This is a genomic window from Yoonia sp. F2084L, from assembly GCF_023015625.1.
In the GTDB taxonomy this organism is placed as follows: domain Bacteria; phylum Pseudomonadota; class Alphaproteobacteria; order Rhodobacterales; family Rhodobacteraceae; genus Yoonia.
On the sequence record NZ_JALKAH010000001.1, the window covers coordinates 1,017,144 to 1,033,552 of the forward strand.

The 16,409-nt window shown below is 58.2% G+C and carries 18 protein-coding genes; 1 reads left to right on the forward strand and 17 read right to left on the reverse strand.

The annotated features are described in order from the left end of the window. Window positions 1–45 precede the first annotated feature (45 nt). From MWU60_RS05035 to MWU60_RS05060, 6 genes are read right to left on the reverse strand one after another with little or no spacing between them, the layout of a single operon-like run. Complete coding sequence (locus tag MWU60_RS05035; protein ID WP_247226029.1) at window positions 46–243, reverse strand: hypothetical protein; 198 nt, start codon at window positions 241–243, stop codon at window positions 46–48. Beyond that, the gene (locus MWU60_RS05040; RefSeq protein WP_247226180.1) at window positions 240–1,475 is read right to left on the reverse strand and encodes an NADH-quinone oxidoreductase subunit D; all 1,236 of its coding nucleotides are present in this window, start codon (window positions 1,473–1,475) and stop codon (window positions 240–242) included. Before MWU60_RS05040 ends, MWU60_RS05035 begins: the two co-directional genes overlap by 4 nt. 6 nt (window positions 1,476–1,481) lie before the next feature. Next, window positions 1,482–2,375, reverse strand: a complete 894-nt coding sequence (locus tag MWU60_RS05045) for a sulfotransferase (protein WP_247226030.1) — start codon at window positions 2,373–2,375, stop codon at window positions 1,482–1,484. Next, window positions 2,375–2,803, reverse strand: a complete 429-nt coding sequence (locus tag MWU60_RS05050) for a GFA family protein (RefSeq protein ID WP_247226031.1) — start codon at window positions 2,801–2,803, stop codon at window positions 2,375–2,377. Before MWU60_RS05050 ends, MWU60_RS05045 begins: the two co-directional genes overlap by 1 nt. After that, complete coding sequence (locus MWU60_RS05055; protein WP_247226032.1) at window positions 2,803–3,414, reverse strand: NADH-quinone oxidoreductase subunit C; 612 nt, start codon at window positions 3,412–3,414, stop codon at window positions 2,803–2,805. The genes MWU60_RS05050 and MWU60_RS05055 overlap by 1 nt, the downstream gene beginning before the upstream one ends. After that, the gene (locus MWU60_RS05060; RefSeq protein ID WP_247226033.1) at window positions 3,411–3,941 is read right to left on the reverse strand and encodes an NADH-quinone oxidoreductase subunit B; all 531 of its coding nucleotides are present in this window, start codon (window positions 3,939–3,941) and stop codon (window positions 3,411–3,413) included. The genes MWU60_RS05055 and MWU60_RS05060 overlap by 4 nt, the downstream gene beginning before the upstream one ends. Window positions 3,942–4,126: 185 nt before the next feature. Between MWU60_RS05060 and MWU60_RS05065 the strand changes: the two genes are divergently transcribed. After that, complete coding sequence (locus MWU60_RS05065) at window positions 4,127–5,551, forward strand: diguanylate cyclase (protein ID WP_247226034.1); 1,425 nt, start codon at window positions 4,127–4,129, stop codon at window positions 5,549–5,551. Window positions 5,552–5,571: 20 nt separating this feature from the next. On the opposite strand, the gene MWU60_RS05070 is transcribed toward MWU60_RS05065, so the two are convergent. From MWU60_RS05070 to MWU60_RS05120, 11 genes are all read right to left on the reverse strand, one after another. Further along, a complete protein-coding gene (locus tag MWU60_RS05070; protein WP_247226035.1) occupies window positions 5,572–5,937 on the reverse strand; it encodes an NADH-quinone oxidoreductase subunit A in 366 nt (121 codons plus the stop codon). 121 nt (window positions 5,938–6,058) lie between these two features. Then, entirely contained in the window at window positions 6,059–7,000 is a 942-nt protein-coding gene (locus MWU60_RS05075; RefSeq protein WP_247226036.1) for a hypothetical protein, read from the reverse strand. 68 nt (window positions 7,001–7,068) lie between these two features. Beyond that, the gene (locus MWU60_RS05080; protein WP_247226037.1) at window positions 7,069–7,854 is read right to left on the reverse strand and encodes a crotonase/enoyl-CoA hydratase family protein; all 786 of its coding nucleotides are present in this window, start codon (window positions 7,852–7,854) and stop codon (window positions 7,069–7,071) included. After that, window positions 7,851–8,711, reverse strand: coding sequence for a hydroxymethylglutaryl-CoA lyase (locus tag MWU60_RS05085; protein WP_247226038.1), 861 nt, complete (start codon window positions 8,709–8,711; stop codon window positions 7,851–7,853). The genes MWU60_RS05080 and MWU60_RS05085 overlap by 4 nt, the downstream gene beginning before the upstream one ends. A gap of 78 nt (window positions 8,712–8,789) precedes the next feature. Then, window positions 8,790–9,440, reverse strand: coding sequence for a glutathione S-transferase family protein (locus MWU60_RS05090; RefSeq protein ID WP_247226039.1), 651 nt, complete (start codon window positions 9,438–9,440; stop codon window positions 8,790–8,792). Then, window positions 9,437–11,347, reverse strand: a complete 1,911-nt coding sequence (locus tag MWU60_RS05095; RefSeq protein WP_247226182.1) for an acetyl/propionyl/methylcrotonyl-CoA carboxylase subunit alpha — start codon at window positions 11,345–11,347, stop codon at window positions 9,437–9,439. Before MWU60_RS05095 ends, MWU60_RS05090 begins: the two co-directional genes overlap by 4 nt. A gap of 5 nt (window positions 11,348–11,352) precedes the next feature. Then, window positions 11,353–12,915, reverse strand: coding sequence for a carboxyl transferase domain-containing protein (locus tag MWU60_RS05100; protein WP_247226040.1), 1,563 nt, complete (start codon window positions 12,913–12,915; stop codon window positions 11,353–11,355). A gap of 84 nt (window positions 12,916–12,999) precedes the next feature. Next, window positions 13,000–13,293, reverse strand: coding sequence for a hypothetical protein (locus MWU60_RS05105; protein ID WP_247226041.1), 294 nt, complete (start codon window positions 13,291–13,293; stop codon window positions 13,000–13,002). Next, on the reverse strand, window positions 13,290–13,793 hold the full coding sequence (locus MWU60_RS05110) for a lysozyme inhibitor LprI family protein (protein WP_247226042.1): 504 nt from the start codon (window positions 13,791–13,793) through the stop codon (window positions 13,290–13,292). The genes MWU60_RS05105 and MWU60_RS05110 overlap by 4 nt, the downstream gene beginning before the upstream one ends. 79 nt (window positions 13,794–13,872) lie before the next feature. Next, on the reverse strand, window positions 13,873–15,036 hold the full coding sequence (locus MWU60_RS05115) for an isovaleryl-CoA dehydrogenase (protein WP_247226043.1): 1,164 nt from the start codon (window positions 15,034–15,036) through the stop codon (window positions 13,873–13,875). A gap of 113 nt (window positions 15,037–15,149) precedes the next feature. Continuing rightward, window positions 15,150–16,355 carry a DegT/DnrJ/EryC1/StrS family aminotransferase gene (locus MWU60_RS05120; protein ID WP_247226044.1) on the reverse strand — a complete coding sequence of 402 codons (1,206 nt, stop codon included), beginning with the start codon at window positions 16,353–16,355 and terminating at the stop codon, window positions 15,150–15,152. Between the last annotated feature and the right edge of the window lie 54 nt (window positions 16,356–16,409).

Below are 16,409 nucleotides of genomic sequence, written 5' to 3' on the forward strand. Positions count from 1 at the left end.
TTCGCTCCCGGTTATTTGGGCGACAAGCCCTAGGGCCTGCCTTTGTCAATTCTCTGCCGCCACAGGCGCAACTGCAAATACGTCCGTTAGCCCGTAGACCAGTACAAAGACCGATACGGCCAGTCCGGCCACGCCACCGATCACAACCCCGGCCATCCGGCCACGAAAGGCCCGCGCGACAAAGGCTGACACGAAAAACCCCAAGGACACCATAATCCCCAAGAGCAGGTCACCCGTTGTCATCTGTCAATCTCACCGAACACGACATCCATCGTTCCGATGATCGCGCTGACATCGGCCAGCTGATGGCCTTTGCAGATATAGTCCATCGCTTGCAGGTGAAGATAGCCCGGCGCGCGCAACTTGGCGCGATACGGCTGGTTTGTGCCGTCGGCGACCAGATAAACGCCGAACTCGCCCTTTGGCGCTTCAACAGCGGCGTAAACCTCGCCTGCGGGCACATGGAACCCTTCGGTATAAAGTTTAAAGTGGTGGATCAGCGCTTCCATTGAGGTCTTCATTTCGCCACGCGTGGGCGGCGTCATCTTGCCTCGCGCCATGATATCACCCTTCTCGTGACGCAGCTTTTCGCAGGCTTGGCGGATGATGTGGGTAGACTGGCGCATTTCCTCCATGCGGCAAAGATAGCGGTCATAGCAATCGCCGTTCTTGCCGACGGGGATCTGGAATTCAAACTCGTCATAGCATTCATAGGGCTGGGCACGGCGCAAATCCCAGGCAAGGCCGGACCCGCGCACCATCACACCAGAAAACCCCCAATCCTGAATGTCGTCTTCGGTCACGATACCAATGTCGGCATTGCGCTGCTTGAAGATACGGTTTTCGGTCAGCAGCCCGTCGATGTCGTCCAGCACTTTGGGGAATTCAATCGCCCACGTGTCGATGTCTTCGACCAATTGATCTGGCAGGTCCTGATGCACGCCACCGGGGCGGAAATAGGCCGCGTGCAGGCGCGCACCACAGGCACGCTCGTAAAAGATCATCAGCTTTTCGCGCTCTTCAAAACCCCACAGCGGCGGGGTCAGCGCGCCGACGTCCATCGCTTGTGTCGTCACGTTGAGAAGATGTGACAGGATGCGCCCGATCTCGGAATAGAGCACGCGGATCAGGGACGCACGACGCGGGACTTCGGTGCCGGTCAAACGCTCAATCGCCAAGCACCAAGCATGTTCCTGGTTCATCGGGGCTACGTAATCCAACCGGTCCAGGTAAGGTAGGTTTTGCAGGTACGTGCGGCTTTCCATCAGCTTTTCGGTGCCACGGTGCAGCAGGCCGATATGCGGATCGCAACGCTCTACGATCTCGCCATCCAACTCCAGTACCAGACGCAAAACGCCATGCGCCGCCGGGTGTTGCGGGCCAAAGTTAATGTTGAAGTTTCTGATCTGCTGCTCATCAGTGGCCGCATCAGTCGATCCATCATCATAGGTGTTTGTACGGATATCGCCGTCCATCATGGCTTAAGCCCTCGCTAAATTGTCTTGCCACCGCTGTGGCAGGGGCCCGACATTGCGCGCCACCCATTCATAGTGTTCATTCAACAGCCCCAACGCGCGGGGGCGCAGCTTGTCCAGCATCACGACCTCAGGTCCCTCATTGGCCGGGCGGGCGACTTCTGCCTTGACCGGTTTAATGCCGAGGAAAGCGCAAAGCTTGGCCAGCCCGTCTGGTGTAAACAGGTCCTCAGTAAACTGGATCAACAACCGACCTTCGGGGATCACGCGACGCAGCTTGCGGATGATCTTGGGATAGTCGCCCCGCTCAAGGATATGCGTTTCTTGGCCCCGGTTCAGAATGCGATAGAGGATGTTGTTGGATTTCTTCTCGTAGACTTCATGGTCCTGGCGCTGGCGGCGGGCCTGCATGCGGATATGCGACCAAAGGCGGTCCAGCGGATCGCGGATCAGATAGAGGAACTTCGTACTGGGTGACAGATCGCGCATGCGCACAAGGTCATCATCGGAAAGGGTTGCATAATTGGGGGTGATGTCGCCCACAACCAGCGCCCCATCGCGGCCGGTCATCATCCATGCCGCGTAAGCACTGTCATCGCTGCGGTCCGCTTCAAGCGTCGCAATCAGGGCTTTCATCTCATTGATGCGGCGATCCAAGTTCTCAACCTGCCAGCCACGGCCTTCCGCGCCGGCTTGGTCCTGTGCCGCACGCATCTCTGCCAAGCGGGCCTGGTAGGCCACCAACTGCGGATCACGCTTCTCGGCATCAAAAGTATCCCAATAATGGGCCTCTTTCACCGCAGGCATCGCGCAATCAGGGTGGTCGTGCAGATAGCGATAAAGCCAAGAGGTGCCGGCCTTCGTGGCCCCAACGCAATACAGGATGGTTGGTGCGGTCATCACGGGTCACCGTCCGGCATATAATGCGCAAACACCTCAGCCTCGGTCATTGTTTTGGTGTCATTGGCCAAGGCGTAGTTCTCGGGCTTTTTGTCGATAAACACCTGAATGCCAATCTCGAACTGGCTGGGATCCTCGAAAGCCTGAATAGAAACGTGCTGGTTCTGGCCGTCCTGGGTTTGCCACAACAGCGACGAGCCACATTCCTTGCAAAACAAGCGCGCACCCCATTCGGAACCCTTGTAGGACCCCACTGGCGCGCCATCGTCAAAGACCACCGAAGACCCGCAATCAACGGACAGATACATCCCGCCCGACCATTTTCGGCACATCCCGCAGTGGCAGGCCCCTGCGCCAAGACCGCCGGGCGTGGGCGTCGCAGTGAACGTAACAGCACCGCACATACATTTGCCCGGCAAAGCAGCCATCAGCCTGTTTTCTCTTCCGTCTTTTCATCACCCGGCAGGATGTACTCCGCACCTTCCCACGGCGACATGAAATCAAACTGGCGGTACTCCTGCACAAGGCTGACAGGTTCGTAGACGACGCGCTTTTGCACTTCGTCATAGCGGACTTCGGTATAACCCGTTGTCGGGAAATCCTTGCGCAGCGGATGCCCGCGAAATCCATAATCCGTAAGGATACGGCGCAGGTCAGGGTGACCCGAAAACAGGATGCCGAACATATCGAATACTTCACGCTCGAACCAGTTGGCCGAGGGGTGCACGGACATGATCGACGGCAGCATATCTTCTTCGCGGATTTGAACCCGCAACCGAATGCGGTGGTTCTGATACATGCTGAGGAAATGGTAGACGACGTCAAACCGCTTGGCGCGACTGGGGTAATCCACGGCCGTGATGTCGACCAGCGACGAGAACTTGCAGGTCGCATCGTTCTTGAGGAACTCCACAAAGCTGACAAGCGAGGATGGGGCAACGGTCACCGTCAGCTCATCATTGGCGACTTCCCAAGACAGCACGCAATCCGTGCGCTTCAGCTCCAGATGAGTGCCGAGTTCTTGCAGGGCTTCTGTCATCGTACAATTGTCCCCGTCCGACGCATTTTGCGTTGCAACTGCAAAATCCCGTACAGCAGCGCCTCCGCTGTTGGTGGGCAGCCCGGCACATAGATATCGACCGGCACGATGCGGTCACAACCGCGCACGACCGAATAGCTATAGTGATAATAGCCGCCGCCATTCGCGCAGGACCCCATTGAGATCACATAACGCGGCTCTGGCATCTGGTCGTAGACCTTGCGCAGCGCAGGGGCCATCTTGTTGGTCAGCGTCCCGGCCACAATCATCAGATCAGACTGACGAGGGGATGCCCGCGGCGCTGTGCCAAAACGCTCAAGATCATAGCGCGGCATCGAGGTATGCATCATCTCAACCGCGCAACAGGCCAGCCCAAAGGTCATCCAGTGCAGGGACCCTGTGCGCGCCCAGTTCACGATGTCAGCGGTCGAGGTCACAAGGAAACCCTTGTCCTGCAACTCAGAATTAATCAGTTGCGCGCCGTGTTCTTTGTCGGCCCCAACGGAGGTTCCGGTCATCACGCCCATGCAGGCTCTCCCATGGCTTTAGTCCCTGCTTTTCAACTAAGCCCCGCCCCGCCGAAGGTCAAGCAGACAACCGTGGTGCGCGTCATTATGGCTTTGCTAAAATGCTCCGCAAAGGCCCGGTTGATTTAAGAGGTTGTTAACGGTCCCCCAATACCTAAAGCGCACGTATTGCTGGAGCCGTCCAAATGAATATCGAACGACATGTGGCATCCGATGGGCAGGACGATGCGCATCGGCTGGCATGGCGCATTTTTTTGACCTCAGTCGCGAACGGCCTGACCGCAATCGTCGTGATCATCGGGGTCGCCATCTGGATGGCTAATCACGCGAATATGCAGGCCCGATCCACGACAGCGGCGCAGTTGGAAGCGGCCTTACAGGCCGAACTAGATAGTGTCGCCATTAGCACCCAAGACTACGCCCATTGGGATTACGCGCACACGCTCGTCACCAACCGGTCAACCGCAGATTTTTATGAAAACTTTGGATCAGGGGCGACTGAATCGACAACATTCGACTTTATCTATGTGCTCGATGGCGATGGAACCCCGCTTTATGCTTATGAAACCGGAGGCAGTGCTTCTGACTTAAGTGTATATGATCATAGGCTCTCTGCCCCTTTTTATGCGGCAGTCGTCGATAGTCCGGTCGTACCATATTTTACAAAAACAGGTTTTGCATTAAACGGCGACCGGTTTGCGGCTGTGGCAGCTGTACGGATCCAGCCGGACGAACCTGCATCTGACGGGCTGACGGATTTTCCGGTCATGATCGCAGGGAATTGGATCACACCAACACGGCTTGCAACATTGGGCCGCAAATTCTTTGTCACTGATATCACATTAGACACCGCAACCAGTGCGGCGACGGCAGAGCAATCCACGCTGTTGTTCAACGATATCACCGGGCAAAGTATCGCCTCACTGCATTGGACCCCGGATCGCCCCGGCCAGCGGTTGTTGAATACCGCCCTGCCCGTAATTCTGGCTCTTTGTCTTTTGACGCTGGTGTCCAACCTTGTTGTAGGGCGGGCGTCGTCCAGACAAACGCGCGCCTTGCTGGACCAACAGCAACTGGCGCGCACCGACCGCCTGACGGGGCTGATCAATCGGGCCGGTCTTGATACACTTATTTCCCTGCCAACGTATCGTGAGGCTATTGCGACCGGGCGCATCGCTGCAATTTATCTTGATCTGAACGGATTTAAGCAACTTAACGATAGCCAAGGTCACGATGTGGGGGATCTGGCGTTGCAAGTCTTTGCGGAACGCGTCCGTGGCACATTACGCGCACAGGACGCGATAGTGCGCATTGGCGGGGATGAATTTGTTTGCATTTTGCGCGATGAAAACCCGTGCCAAACCGCCGAAACGATCGCATGGCGCATCATCAAAGCCACCACGCCCCCGGTCCGCATCGGTGACAGGGCGCATAAGATTACGCCTTCAATCGGGGTCGCCATCGGTGCTGAGGGTATCTGCTGGCCAGAGCTTCAAAAAAATGCTGATCGCGCGATGTATCGAGCGAAGGTTTCAGGTATCGCAGAGCCTGTCTTTTATGCCAAGGATACCAATAATACGCAGCCTCTATTCACGGCAGTTACTGGCTAGGGGGCATGGCTTTTGCCAGCTTACTCCCACTCAAGCGCGCCTTTTTTCCATTCGTAGGCAAAGCCTATGGTCAGCACGCCCAGAAACACCATCATTGACCAAAAGCCGACCATGCTGACGTCTTGGAATGCGACCGCCCAAGGGAACAGGAACGCGACCTCAAGGTCGAAGATGATGAACAGGATCGCAACCAGATAGAAGCGCACATCGAATTTCATCCGTGCGTCATCAAAAGCGTTAAATCCGCATTCGTAGGCAGATACTTTTTCAGGGTCCGGGTTGCGCACCGCAACAACAGCCGCAGCAAGGATCAGGATCAGGCCCAGCGCAATCGCAAGCCCCAAAAAGATCATGATCGGCAGGTATTCAGAGAGCATTTCCTGCAAGGGTTGTTCCTTTCGGCTCGGGGCGCGACGCACCCGTACTGTTGGCTACGCGAATGCATACCGTTGCCGCCGTGCAGGGTCAACCAAGCGAAGTATCACTTATGACGCAATTTGAAAGGAATTAGTCGGCGCGGTTCGCAACCGGTTGGCGTGGTGACAAAAGCGTGCCTGCCACGGACAAAAGCGAAACAGCATGCGCCAAACCGTTTGCGCGGTCGCTTTGCCCAAAGATCACATCTGTCATCTCGGTCAGGTTGTCAGCCTGCTGATCAGTCAACCAGAACATCGCGTGCATACCAAGGGTAAAATCGCCTGGCATATCAAGGATTTCGATCTGGCAGCCTTCGTTGAGTTGCGCAAACCGCTGCGATGTCACTGTGACCGACCCGTTTGGCAACACGATCATCACATCGTGCTGATCATCGGTCGACGATAGCACCTTTGCGTCCACTTTCACGACAAGCGGCTGCGTTGGATTTTCGGGATCAGCGACATTGGCAGATGCGACTGCGACATCAAAAAAACCATCGTCATCAGCCGTTCCGGCCAAAACACGACCCCGGCGGGTTTGTGGCTGAAGCGCGCACTGACGCCGCGCGACGCTGGCAGAACACGGCAAGGTTTGACGGGTTGTCAGACGGATGCGCAAGGCGGGGCCTGCATAGGCCAATGCATTCAGCGCCAATTGCAGCAGCGCCATCAAAACGCCCATGGCCGCAACAGCAAGGGCGACAAGAATAACCAAGGCTGCCGAAACGTGCTCGGCCGGTGCCCAATGCGCGACTGCTTTGATCCACGGCATCACCAGCACGAGTGCGGTGACAGACAAAGACAGGCTGATCGTTTCCAGCGTGACATTGGGAAACAACATCACATGGCCCACAACGAGCGCGGCAACCGCAAGCGACGCAATCGTTGCATGTTGAGGTGTCAGGACGGCGGGGTCAACAAGCGCGACACCCAGCATCACAACCACAGGAATGACGACGGCCAAGGCGACCAAGCGGCGCAAGCGCATCACGCGGTACATCATCTGTTCAGCTGTCGGCCAATCGAAAAGCATTTTCGTCTCCTGTTTGAGACGTAAATTTCCTCTTAAAATCGGTCAGAAGTGAGACGCAATTCTGGCAATTAAGACTTTGACGTGGCGTCCCATCGGGGCTTTCGCCGCTCAAAGAAGGCAGAAATGCCTTCTTCTGCCTCGTCGCCCTCCCATTGTGCGATCAGCGCATCAATCGAACGCGCCACCACCGAATCGTCGATTGTCGGCCCAAGACTGCGCGCAAAGCGTTTTGCCGCAGCCACCGCGCCCGGTGCGCATTTGAGGTAGGGGGTGACCTCCGCCTCAACCGCAGCGTCCAGATCAGCCTCGGGAACTTCCTTGGCGACGATGCCCAGCGTTGCGGCCTCCGTGGCATCAAAGATGCGCCCGGACATAAACACGCGCCGCGCATGTGCCTCTCCCATGCGTCCCAGAACGTAGGGGCCGATAGTGGCCGGGATCAAACCTAGCTTAGTCTCGGTCAGGCCGAATTTGGCGTGATCGGCAGCGATGGCTGTATCGCAAACGCAAGCCATCCCGATCCCACCGCCAAACGCATTGCCTTGGATGCGCCCGATAACCGGTTGTGGCAGGCTATTGATCGCGCCCAGCATCTGCGCAATAGATTGCGCTGCGGCCCGTTTCATGGCCGCGTCACCGGCCATCTGATCCTGCATCCATGACAGATCGCCACCGGCACAAAACGACGGGCCCTGCCCTGTCAAAACCACGACGCGAATGGTTTTATCGGCTGCAATCTGCTCTGCGGCAGCACGCAGCGCGTCAATCAAAGCTTGCGACAAGGCGTTGTGCTTGTCCGGCCGCGCCAGTGACAGTGTTGCGACACCGCGCGCATCAACGGTCAGATCAATCATCGCATTCCCTTTGCCATTTCGGCCGCCTGCGCAATTACCGCGGGGTCCACGCCGGTTTCAAATCCACGCTGGTCTAGAAGCTCCAGCACCGCCTCGGTCGCCACATTCCCCGGCGCGCCGGGGGCATAAGGACAGCCGCCCAAACCACCGACTGCACTGTCAAAGGCACGCAGCCCCAGATCAAGGGATACGTCAATATTCGCCAATGCCTGCCCGCCGGTATCATGGAAATGTCCGGCTAGCTCGGCGGCAGGTACCACTGCCAACACTGCCTCTAACATGGCCCCGACACGGTCCGGTGTGCCTTTGCCAATGGTATCGCCCAATGAGATCGGCATCGGTGCGACCTGTCGTAGCAACGCCACGGCATCTGCAACCTGTTCCGGGGCTGTGGGTCCATCAAAAGGACAATCAGTGACACAGGACACATAGCCACGAACAGCCACACCAGCTTCGGCAGCGGCCGCGACAACCGGACGCAAACGGGCCACAGACTCAGAAACGGAACAGTTCAAATTGTTCTGTGAAAACCCTTCAGAGGCGGAAATGAAAACAGCAATATCAGGCAAGAAATGCAACCGACGGGCGGCCAGATACCCTTCCCAGCCGCGCATATTTGGCACCAGAACAGCATATCGCACCCCCGCAACAGGCGTCAGCTGCGCCAAGACCTGATCAGTATCGGCCATCTGCGGCACCCATTTGGGGCTGACAAAGCTGCCCACCTCAATATCGCGCAGGCCAGACCGGCTGAGCAGATCAATCAGCGCCACCTTGCGGGCGACAGAAATCACCCCCGGTTCATTCTGCAATCCATCGCGCGGGCCAACCTCGTGGATACGCACCGTCTCAGCCATCGGCCCTGCTTCTCATGTTCAAAAATACCTCGGGGGAGGCCGCAGGCCGGGGGCAGCGCCCCAACAAGATCAAGCCATTCATTTCGCCACCTCCCAAGGTGGGTAAAACGCGCGGGCATAGAGCCCCGGCCCCTCGGGCAAGGCGCGCAGATAGCCAGGCCGCGCTTGCATCCGCGCAAACCATGCAGCCACACGCGGCAAATCATCCAGCGCCACAAAATGCCGCGCCATATAAACGGCCTGCCCCACACCAATGTCGGCAGCCGAAAAATCAGACAGCAGATAGTCACCTTCCAAACGTGCCTCGATGGTGCCAAGGGTCTTGGCCAGACGTTTAGCCTCCAACTGCATCACAATGGGCGAGCGCATCGTGTCATCATAAAGCGCCACATGTTGCTGGGTTAATGCCGCCGTATGTTGTGATATCGTCTCGGCGAAATGGATCCAGTTGAGCCACATCGGGCGCTCCGCGTGACTTGGGTCTCGACCCAAGCCCGCCTGCGGGAAAAGCTCGCACAGGTATTCGGCAATGGCCCCGCTTTCGGTCAGCACCACCCCGTCGATTTCCAGCGTCGGCACCCGCCCTGTGGGGTTCAGCGACCGGTAGGGTTCTTCGCGCAGGGTTTTGTCGAAAGGGTATTCCACAACGTCAAAGTCAACGCCCAGCTCATGCAATAACCACAGGCTGCGCATGGACCGTGTTTGCGGGCAATGGTGCAAACGGATCATGTTTCGTCCTCCAGACGGACCATCAAAGCACCTGCGGTCACCTGATCCCCTGTTGCCACGGTCACATCTGCAATGACGCCGGCACGGGGCGCGCGCAGGACATGCTCCATTTTCATTGCTTCCAGCACCACTAGACGATCCCCCTCTGCCACCGTTTGCCCGACTGCAATGGCGACAGCACGGACCAGCCCCGGCATCGGAGCCAACACTGTGTCGCCACCCATTGCCGTTCCAGCCCGCGCCAATGGGTCCACGATTTCAAAGGTGAAATTTTCACTGCCGAAAACGGTGACGTGTCCGCCGTGCAGGATTGCGTGCAAACCCCAATGCCCGGCACGGCGATGTAGGCGCACCGCGGCATCTTCGATCTGCACCACACAGTCCGTGGCGGATTGAACAGTCAGAAAAGCAACCGTTTCGTCGTCGCCATCACGCAATGCGATCCACCGTTGCAAGGGCTGCCAAAGCGTAAAGCCTGTCAGTGGCTCATCGCCAAACTGAGCGGCTGTTGCAGCGGCAACCGCAAGATCATGTGGCGTCGGTGACGGTTTTGCACAGAGCGTTTCGCTGTGCCTTGCGATCAGCCCTGTATCCACGTCACCCGACACAAAATCAGCCGCACGCGCCAAGCGCCGCAAGAACCCAAGGTTTGTCACGGTCCCCGCCACCTGCGTCGCATCCAAAGCTGCTGACAGCGACTGCAGGGCGCGCGCGCGGTCCGGGCCATGCACGGTGACCTTGGCGATCATCGGATCATACCAAGGCGAGATTTCATCTCCGGCACTCACCCCGCTGTCAATGCGGGCATCGGGTGGAAATGACAGATGATCAATCATCCCGGTCGCTGGCAAAAACCCGGCAGGCACGTCCTCCGCGTAAAGCCGCGCTTCAAACGCATGACCGTTGATGGCAAGGTCTTCCTGTCGCGCAGGCAGTGGCTCACCCGCCGCCACGCGCAACTGCCATTCCACCAGATCAACACCCGTGATCGCCTCGGTCACCGGATGTTCGACTTGCAACCGCGTGTTCATTTCCATGAACCAGAACCCGTCGGCGCGTAGCCCGTCGCTGCCATCGACGATAAACTCAATCGTGCCCGCACCCGCATAGCCAATGGCCTTGGCCGCTGTCACCGCCGCATCGCCCATCGCTTTGCGCACATCATCCGTCATCCCCGGCGCTGGCGCTTCTTCGATCACCTTTTGATGGCGGCGCTGCAGCGAACAATCCCGCTCAAACAGATGCACGGCATCTTTGCCATCCCCAAAGACCTGCACCTCGATGTGACGCGGGCTTTGGACGTATTTCTCGATCAGCACATCGGCGTTGCCAAAGGCGGTGCGCGCCTCCGCCTGGGCGGAGGCCAGATTTTCCAGAAAATCTGGCGCCCTCTCAACCAGCCGCATCCCCTTGCCGCCACCACCGGCGACGGCCTTGATCAAGACGGGATAACCGATTTCATCCGCCTTGCCCGCCAGAAACGCCGCGTCCTGGTTGGCACCATGATAGCCGGGCACCACCGGCACACCCGCCTTTTCCATCAGCGCCTTGGCTGCATCTTTCAGCCCCATCGCACGGATCGCATCCGCCGAAGGCCCGATAAAGGTTAGCCCCGCCTCTTCAACATCGGCGACAAAATCGGGGTTTTCGGACAAGAACCCATAGCCGGGATGGATCGCCTGCGCACCGGTATCCAACGCCGCCTGAATGATCAGATCACCGCGCAAATAGCTATCAGCAACAGGGGCCGGACCAAGACGCACGGCCTCATCCGCCATCGCGACGTGCAGAGCCTGCGCATCGGCATCGGAATAGACAGCAACCGTGCGAACCCCCATCGCGCGGGCGGTCTGGATGACACGGCACGCAATCTCGCCTCGATTTGCAATCAGGATTTTTGAGAACATCGCCATCACATCCGGAACACGCCAAAGCGTGTCTCCTCAATCGGTGCATTCATGGATGCGGCAAGCGACAGCGCCAGCACCTCACGGCTTTTGCGCGGGTCGATGATGCCGTCGTCCCACAGCCGTGAACTGGCATAAAGCGGGTGGGATTGTTCGGTGAACATATCAATGGTCGGCTGTTTGAAGGCCGCTTCGTCTTCGGCGGACCAGCTTTCGCCTGCGCGTTCGATCGCGTCCCGCTTAACTGTCGCCAGCACACCAGCGGCCTGTTCGCCGCCCATCACCGATATGCGCGACGTGGGCCATGACCACATGAAGTTCGGGCTGTAAGCTCTTCCTGACATGCCATAATTACCGGCACCAAAAGACCCACCGACGACCATCGTGATCTTGGGCACCTTCGTTGTGGCCACCGCAGTGACCATCTTGGCCCCGTGCCGCGCGATCCCTTCGTTTTCGTATTTCTGGCCGACCATGAAGCCGGTGATGTTTTGCAGGAACACCAGCGGGATTTTGCGCTGGCTGCACAGTTCGACGAAATGCGCGCCCTTCTGTGCACTTTCCGAAAACAGCACCCCATTGTTCGCGATAATCCCACAGGGCCAGCCGTCAATATGAGCAAAGCCGCAGACCAGCGTTTCACCAAAACGCGCTTTGAATTCATCAAAGCGAGACCCGTCCACGATGCGCTGGATCACCTCGCGGATGTCGTAGGGCGTGCGCAGATCGGCGGGGACCACATCGAAGAGGGTATCAGGCTCAAGCGCAGGAGCTTCAGGCGGTAACCTATTCGCTTGCAATGATTTATCCAGATTACAGGACGCTACGGCTTGCCGCGCCAAGGCCAGTGCATGCGTATCATCCTCTGCCAAATAATCCGCTACGCCAGACAGGCGCGTATGCACATCACCGCCGCCGAGGTCTTCTGATGACACGATCTCTCCTGTCGCCGCTTTCACCAGCGGAGGGCCCGCCAGAAAAATCGTGCCTTGCTCTTTTACGATAATCGACACATCGGCCATGGCGGGCACATAAGCCCCGCCAGCCGTGCATGATCCCATCACAACCGCGATCTGAGGGATGCCCTTGGCGGACATCTGCGCTTGGTTGTAGAAAATCCGGCCAAAGTGATCGCGATCGGGGAACACCTCGTCCTGATTGGGCAGGTTCGCACCACCTGAATCCACCAGATAGACGCAAGGCAGATGACAGGCCTCTGCAATCTCTTGGGCGCGCAGGTGTTTCTTGACGGTCATCGGGTAGTAGGTGCCGCCTTTGACGGTAGCATCGTTGCAGACGACCATAACGTCGTGGCCATTCACACGGCCGACGCCCGCAATGACCCCTGCGCATGGGGCGGCACCATCATAAAGGCCGTGGGCGGCGGTCGCGCCCACCTCCAGAAACGGGCTTCCGGGGTCGAGCAATCCTGCGACGCGATCACGCGGCAGCATCTTGCCGCGGCTGACGTGGCGTGCGCGGGATTTCTCGCCGCCACCTTGTGCTGCCGCAGCCGCAGCCTGCGCGACCTCATTCAAAGCCGCCAGATGTTGTTTGCGATCACTCATTCTTCATCTTGCTCCATGCAGAGTCCTGCGCCTGAACGGGGCTCGCGCCGATCAACGCCAGCACGCGTGTCATGCACAATACGGTCATGCCCCCGGCTCTGTCGGTGGGGGCAAGGCTTCGCCGCGGGGACCAACAAAATAGGTCGTGGTCAAACCCGACGGATTGGCGCAACTGACGACCATGCGCACCGCCGGATCAGGATGCGGGGTGGCCGCGCAATCGGTCGGGGCTGCCCCGCTGGGTGCGGTTTTCATATAGGCGGCAGCGTAGCGGTTGATGATATCGGTTTCGGACGGCACCTTGCCCCATTGCAGGCCAAGGTAGGCTGCAAAGGCGATGAGGGCCGCGAGGGGGAGGAAGAAATAGGCGCGTTTCATTGTATCGGTGCCCTGTACTGCTCAAGCTCCAAAACCCGTTCAGCCGTCATGCGCATGTTGCACATTGCTCCTGCAACCTGTCGTAAAGATCCCGCGCCATACCGACCATAGGACATAGTGCAGTTGGCATCGCGAAAAGCGATCCAAGCCCTTTGGGCGTTCAGGACTTGCTCTTGACGGACGGCATACTCAGGGAAGTTTGAAAGATCACTTTCATCCCGCTCCAACGCAAATTTCTTCACCAACTGATATTCTTGATTAAGCAAGAAGTCCCAAACACCAGCTTCATCCGACAGGCAGAACATCATGCCAACTGTACTGTAGCCATTTGCCTCTTGCTCCATACAGGTATTCGCAGCGTCACCAATACAGTCGTCAGATCCGTTTGCGGCGGTTGCGGCTGCGTAACAATCATGCACGGCGCTTTCATAGGGCCAGCTTTCTTGTGCCACGGCGGACGTGGCGAGCAGTAACGCAGCCAGTCCGCAAAGACGACTCATCCAGCCGCCTCCCGCGTTTCTCGCTCAGCGCCGCACCGATCTGCCATCGCCACTGCACCTTTTTGTTCGACAGGCACCCTCACCCCATCGCCCCCATCATCTCACGACCCACCAGCATCCGTCTGATCTCTGACGTCCCTGCCCCGATTTCCATCAGCTTGGCGTCCCGGAACAAACGAGCCACGGGCGCGTCGTTCAGGAAACCGGCCCCACCCATCGCCTGTACCGCTTGGTGCGCCTGTTTCATTGCTTCTTCCGAGGCATAAAGGCAGCAGGCAGCCGCATCTTGTCGGGTCACAGTCCCCCGGTCACAGGCCTTCGCCACCTCATACACATAGGCACGCGCTGAATTCATTGCCGTGTACATATCCGCGATTTTGCCTTGCATCAGTTGGAAGTTCCCGATGGGTTCGCCGAATTGTTTGCGGGTGCTGACATAGGGCATCACCTCGTCTAGGCAGGCCGCCATGATCCCAAGGCCGATGCCCGCCAGCACAACGCGCTCATAGTCGAGGCCAGACATCAGAACGCGGACACCTTTACCCTCTTCGCCCAGAACGTTCTCAAACGGCACCTGCACATCGTCAAAGATCAGCTCGGCCGTGTTGGACCCCCGCATCCCCAGTTTGTCGAAATGGGGTGAGGTGGAAAACCCGGTCATTTCCTTTTCGATCAGGAAGGCGGTGATCCCTTGGGACCCCGCATCAGGGTCAGTCTTGGCATAAACCACCAGCGTATCGGCGTCGGGTCCGTTGGTAATCCAGTATTTATTGCCGTTCAGACGGTAATGATCGTTGCGCTTCTCGGCCCGCAGCGACATCGACACCACGTCGGACCCCGCCCCGGCCTCAGACATCGCCAGTGCGCCGACGTGTTCGCCGGATATCAGGCGCGGCAGGTATTTTGCTTTCTGTTCGTCAGAGCCATTCAACTTGATCTGGTTAACGCAAAGATTGGAATGTGCGCCGTAAGACAGGCTTATCGAAGCGCTCGCGCGGGCGATTTCTTCGATTGCGACCGTATGCGCGAGGTAGGACATGCCTGCCCCGCCGTATTCTTCATCAACTGTGACGCCCAGAAGCCCGAGTTCACCCATTTCCGTCCAAAGCGCCGGGGGAAATGCGTTTGACTGATCAATCTCAGCCGCCATCGGTTTCACTCGCGTCTGCGCCCAGTCGTGCACCATATCGCGCAGGGCATTCACATCTTCACCCAAATCAAAGGTCATAGAGGCGTGAAACATTGGTAGCTCCGCATTAATTGAACGCTTGTTCATTAAATAAGCAGCCAAGAGGCCACCTGTCGAGTCATTTCTGCTTCAAGTACTTGCTGCAGGGCTACGCATTTTCGTGGCGTTTATTCTGCCGCGGCTTGACCCTGATAAGCAGCCGCCACCTCGGCCTGGATGATGCGGGCCAGCAACGCGCAGTCCTCAGGGCTGAAGGTCAGCGGCAGGCGCATGTCGATCACCCCGGCCAAGATACGGTCTGAAGCCGGCATCGGCGCGGACGGCGCATAGCGCCAGCTGTCGTAGCGCGAGGTGAAGCCCTTGGGCTCTGCCCCGCCAAACCACTTGAGCTCAACCCCGCGCGAGGCGCAACGGCCAAGTACGGTTTGGATCGCCTCTGGCTGCCAATCCAACAGCAGGAATTGAAAGGATGAGGCGACGAATTGTTCTTTCTCAGGCCGTGGGATCAGGTGCAGACCGGGCGTGTCAGACAGCCCCGTTTCCAGCACGCGATAACGTTCGTTCCAGCGCGCGGCCTGTGTCGCCAGATTGCGCAACTGCGGACGCAGGATCGCCGCACGCAGGTTGTCCATCCGGCCAGAGATATTGGGGGTCTCGTATTTGATCTTCGCAAATGTCTCGACCGGCGGTGCCGCGCGGTGCTTTTCAAACAGCATATAGCTGCCCGACAGCATGATCGCGCGCGCCATATCCTCGGCCCCGTCACAGATCAGGAAGCCACCCTCGCCCGAGTTGATGTGTTTATAGGTCTGTGTCGAGTAGCAGCCAAACCGCCCCCAGCGCCCGCTGGGTACGCCGTTCCAGGCGGCCCCCATCGTATGCGCACAATCCTCGATTACGGTCACACCCGCCGCGTCACACATCGCCATCAGCCGTTCCATATCGCAGATATGGCCACGCATGTGGCTCAGCAGCAGAACCTTGGCCTGATCCAGCTTTGCCGCCAGATCATCAAGGTCGATCACAAGATCCTCGGTCACGCCGACAAAGACGGGCACGCCGCCCACGGCCGCAATCGCACCAGGCACCGGGGCCAGCGTAAAGGCGTTGGTCAACACCTTGTCACCATGTTGCACGCCCGATGCGCGCAAAGCTGTCGTCATTGCATAGCCGCCAGAGGCCACGGCGAGGCAGTATTTGGACCCGACCGAGGCCGCGAACTCCTCTTCCAGCAAAGCGGTTTCCGCGATTTCATCCCCGCTGGTGTTGTAGCGGTGCAAGCGGCCCGATTGCATCACGGCATTGGCTGCCGCGATCCCTTCTGCGGGGATTGGTTCTTGTTGGGTGAAGCTGCCGGTGAATATCTCTGTCATGGCGCTATTCTCTAGGCGCTTTTCGTCCGCGTCAAATGGCCACTTCGACCCAGG

Bases quoted from the DNA above. Each gene is read 5' to 3' on its own strand.
- MWU60_RS05045 (WP_247226030.1), bottom strand. From the start codon at position 2,375: ATGACCGCACCAACCATCCTGTATTGCGTTGGGGCCACGAAGGCCGGC.
- MWU60_RS05080 (WP_247226037.1), bottom strand. From the start codon at position 7,854: ATGATTGATCTGACCGTTGATGCGCGCGGTGTCGCAACACTGTCACTG.
- MWU60_RS05040 (WP_247226180.1), bottom strand. From the start codon at position 1,475: ATGGACGGCGATATCCGTACAAACACCTATGATGATGGATCGACTGAT.
- MWU60_RS05115 (WP_247226043.1), bottom strand. From the start codon at position 15,036: ATGTTTCACGCCTCTATGACCTTTGATTTGGGTGAAGATGTGAATGCC.
- MWU60_RS05075 (WP_247226036.1), bottom strand. From the start codon at position 7,000: ATGCTTTTCGATTGGCCGACAGCTGAACAGATGATGTACCGCGTGATG.
- MWU60_RS05110 (WP_247226042.1), bottom strand. From the start codon at position 13,793: ATGAGTCGTCTTTGCGGACTGGCTGCGTTACTGCTCGCCACGTCCGCC.
- MWU60_RS05105 (WP_247226041.1), bottom strand. From the start codon at position 13,293: ATGAAACGCGCCTATTTCTTCCTCCCCCTCGCGGCCCTCATCGCCTTT.
- MWU60_RS05100 (WP_247226040.1), bottom strand. From the start codon at position 12,915: ATGAGTGATCGCAAACAACATCTGGCGGCTTTGAATGAGGTCGCGCAG.
- MWU60_RS05095 (WP_247226182.1), bottom strand. From the start codon at position 11,347: ATGTTCTCAAAAATCCTGATTGCAAATCGAGGCGAGATTGCGTGCCGT.
- MWU60_RS05085 (WP_247226038.1), bottom strand. From the start codon at position 8,711: ATGGCTGAGACGGTGCGTATCCACGAGGTTGGCCCGCGCGATGGATTG.
- MWU60_RS05055 (WP_247226032.1), bottom strand. From the start codon at position 3,414: ATGACAGAAGCCCTGCAAGAACTCGGCACTCATCTGGAGCTGAAGCGC.
- MWU60_RS05050 (WP_247226031.1), bottom strand. From the start codon at position 2,803: ATGGCTGCTTTGCCGGGCAAATGTATGTGCGGTGCTGTTACGTTCACT.
- MWU60_RS05120 (WP_247226044.1), bottom strand. From the start codon at position 16,355: ATGACAGAGATATTCACCGGCAGCTTCACCCAACAAGAACCAATCCCC.
- MWU60_RS05090 (WP_247226039.1), bottom strand. From the start codon at position 9,440: ATGATCCGTTTGCACCATTGCCCGCAAACACGGTCCATGCGCAGCCTG.
- MWU60_RS05065 (WP_247226034.1), top strand. From the start codon at position 4,127: ATGAATATCGAACGACATGTGGCATCCGATGGGCAGGACGATGCGCAT.
- MWU60_RS05035 (WP_247226029.1), bottom strand. From the start codon at position 243: ATGACAACGGGTGACCTGCTCTTGGGGATTATGGTGTCCTTGGGGTTT.
- MWU60_RS05060 (WP_247226033.1), bottom strand. From the start codon at position 3,941: ATGGGCGTGATGACCGGAACCTCCGTTGGGGCCGACAAAGAACACGGC.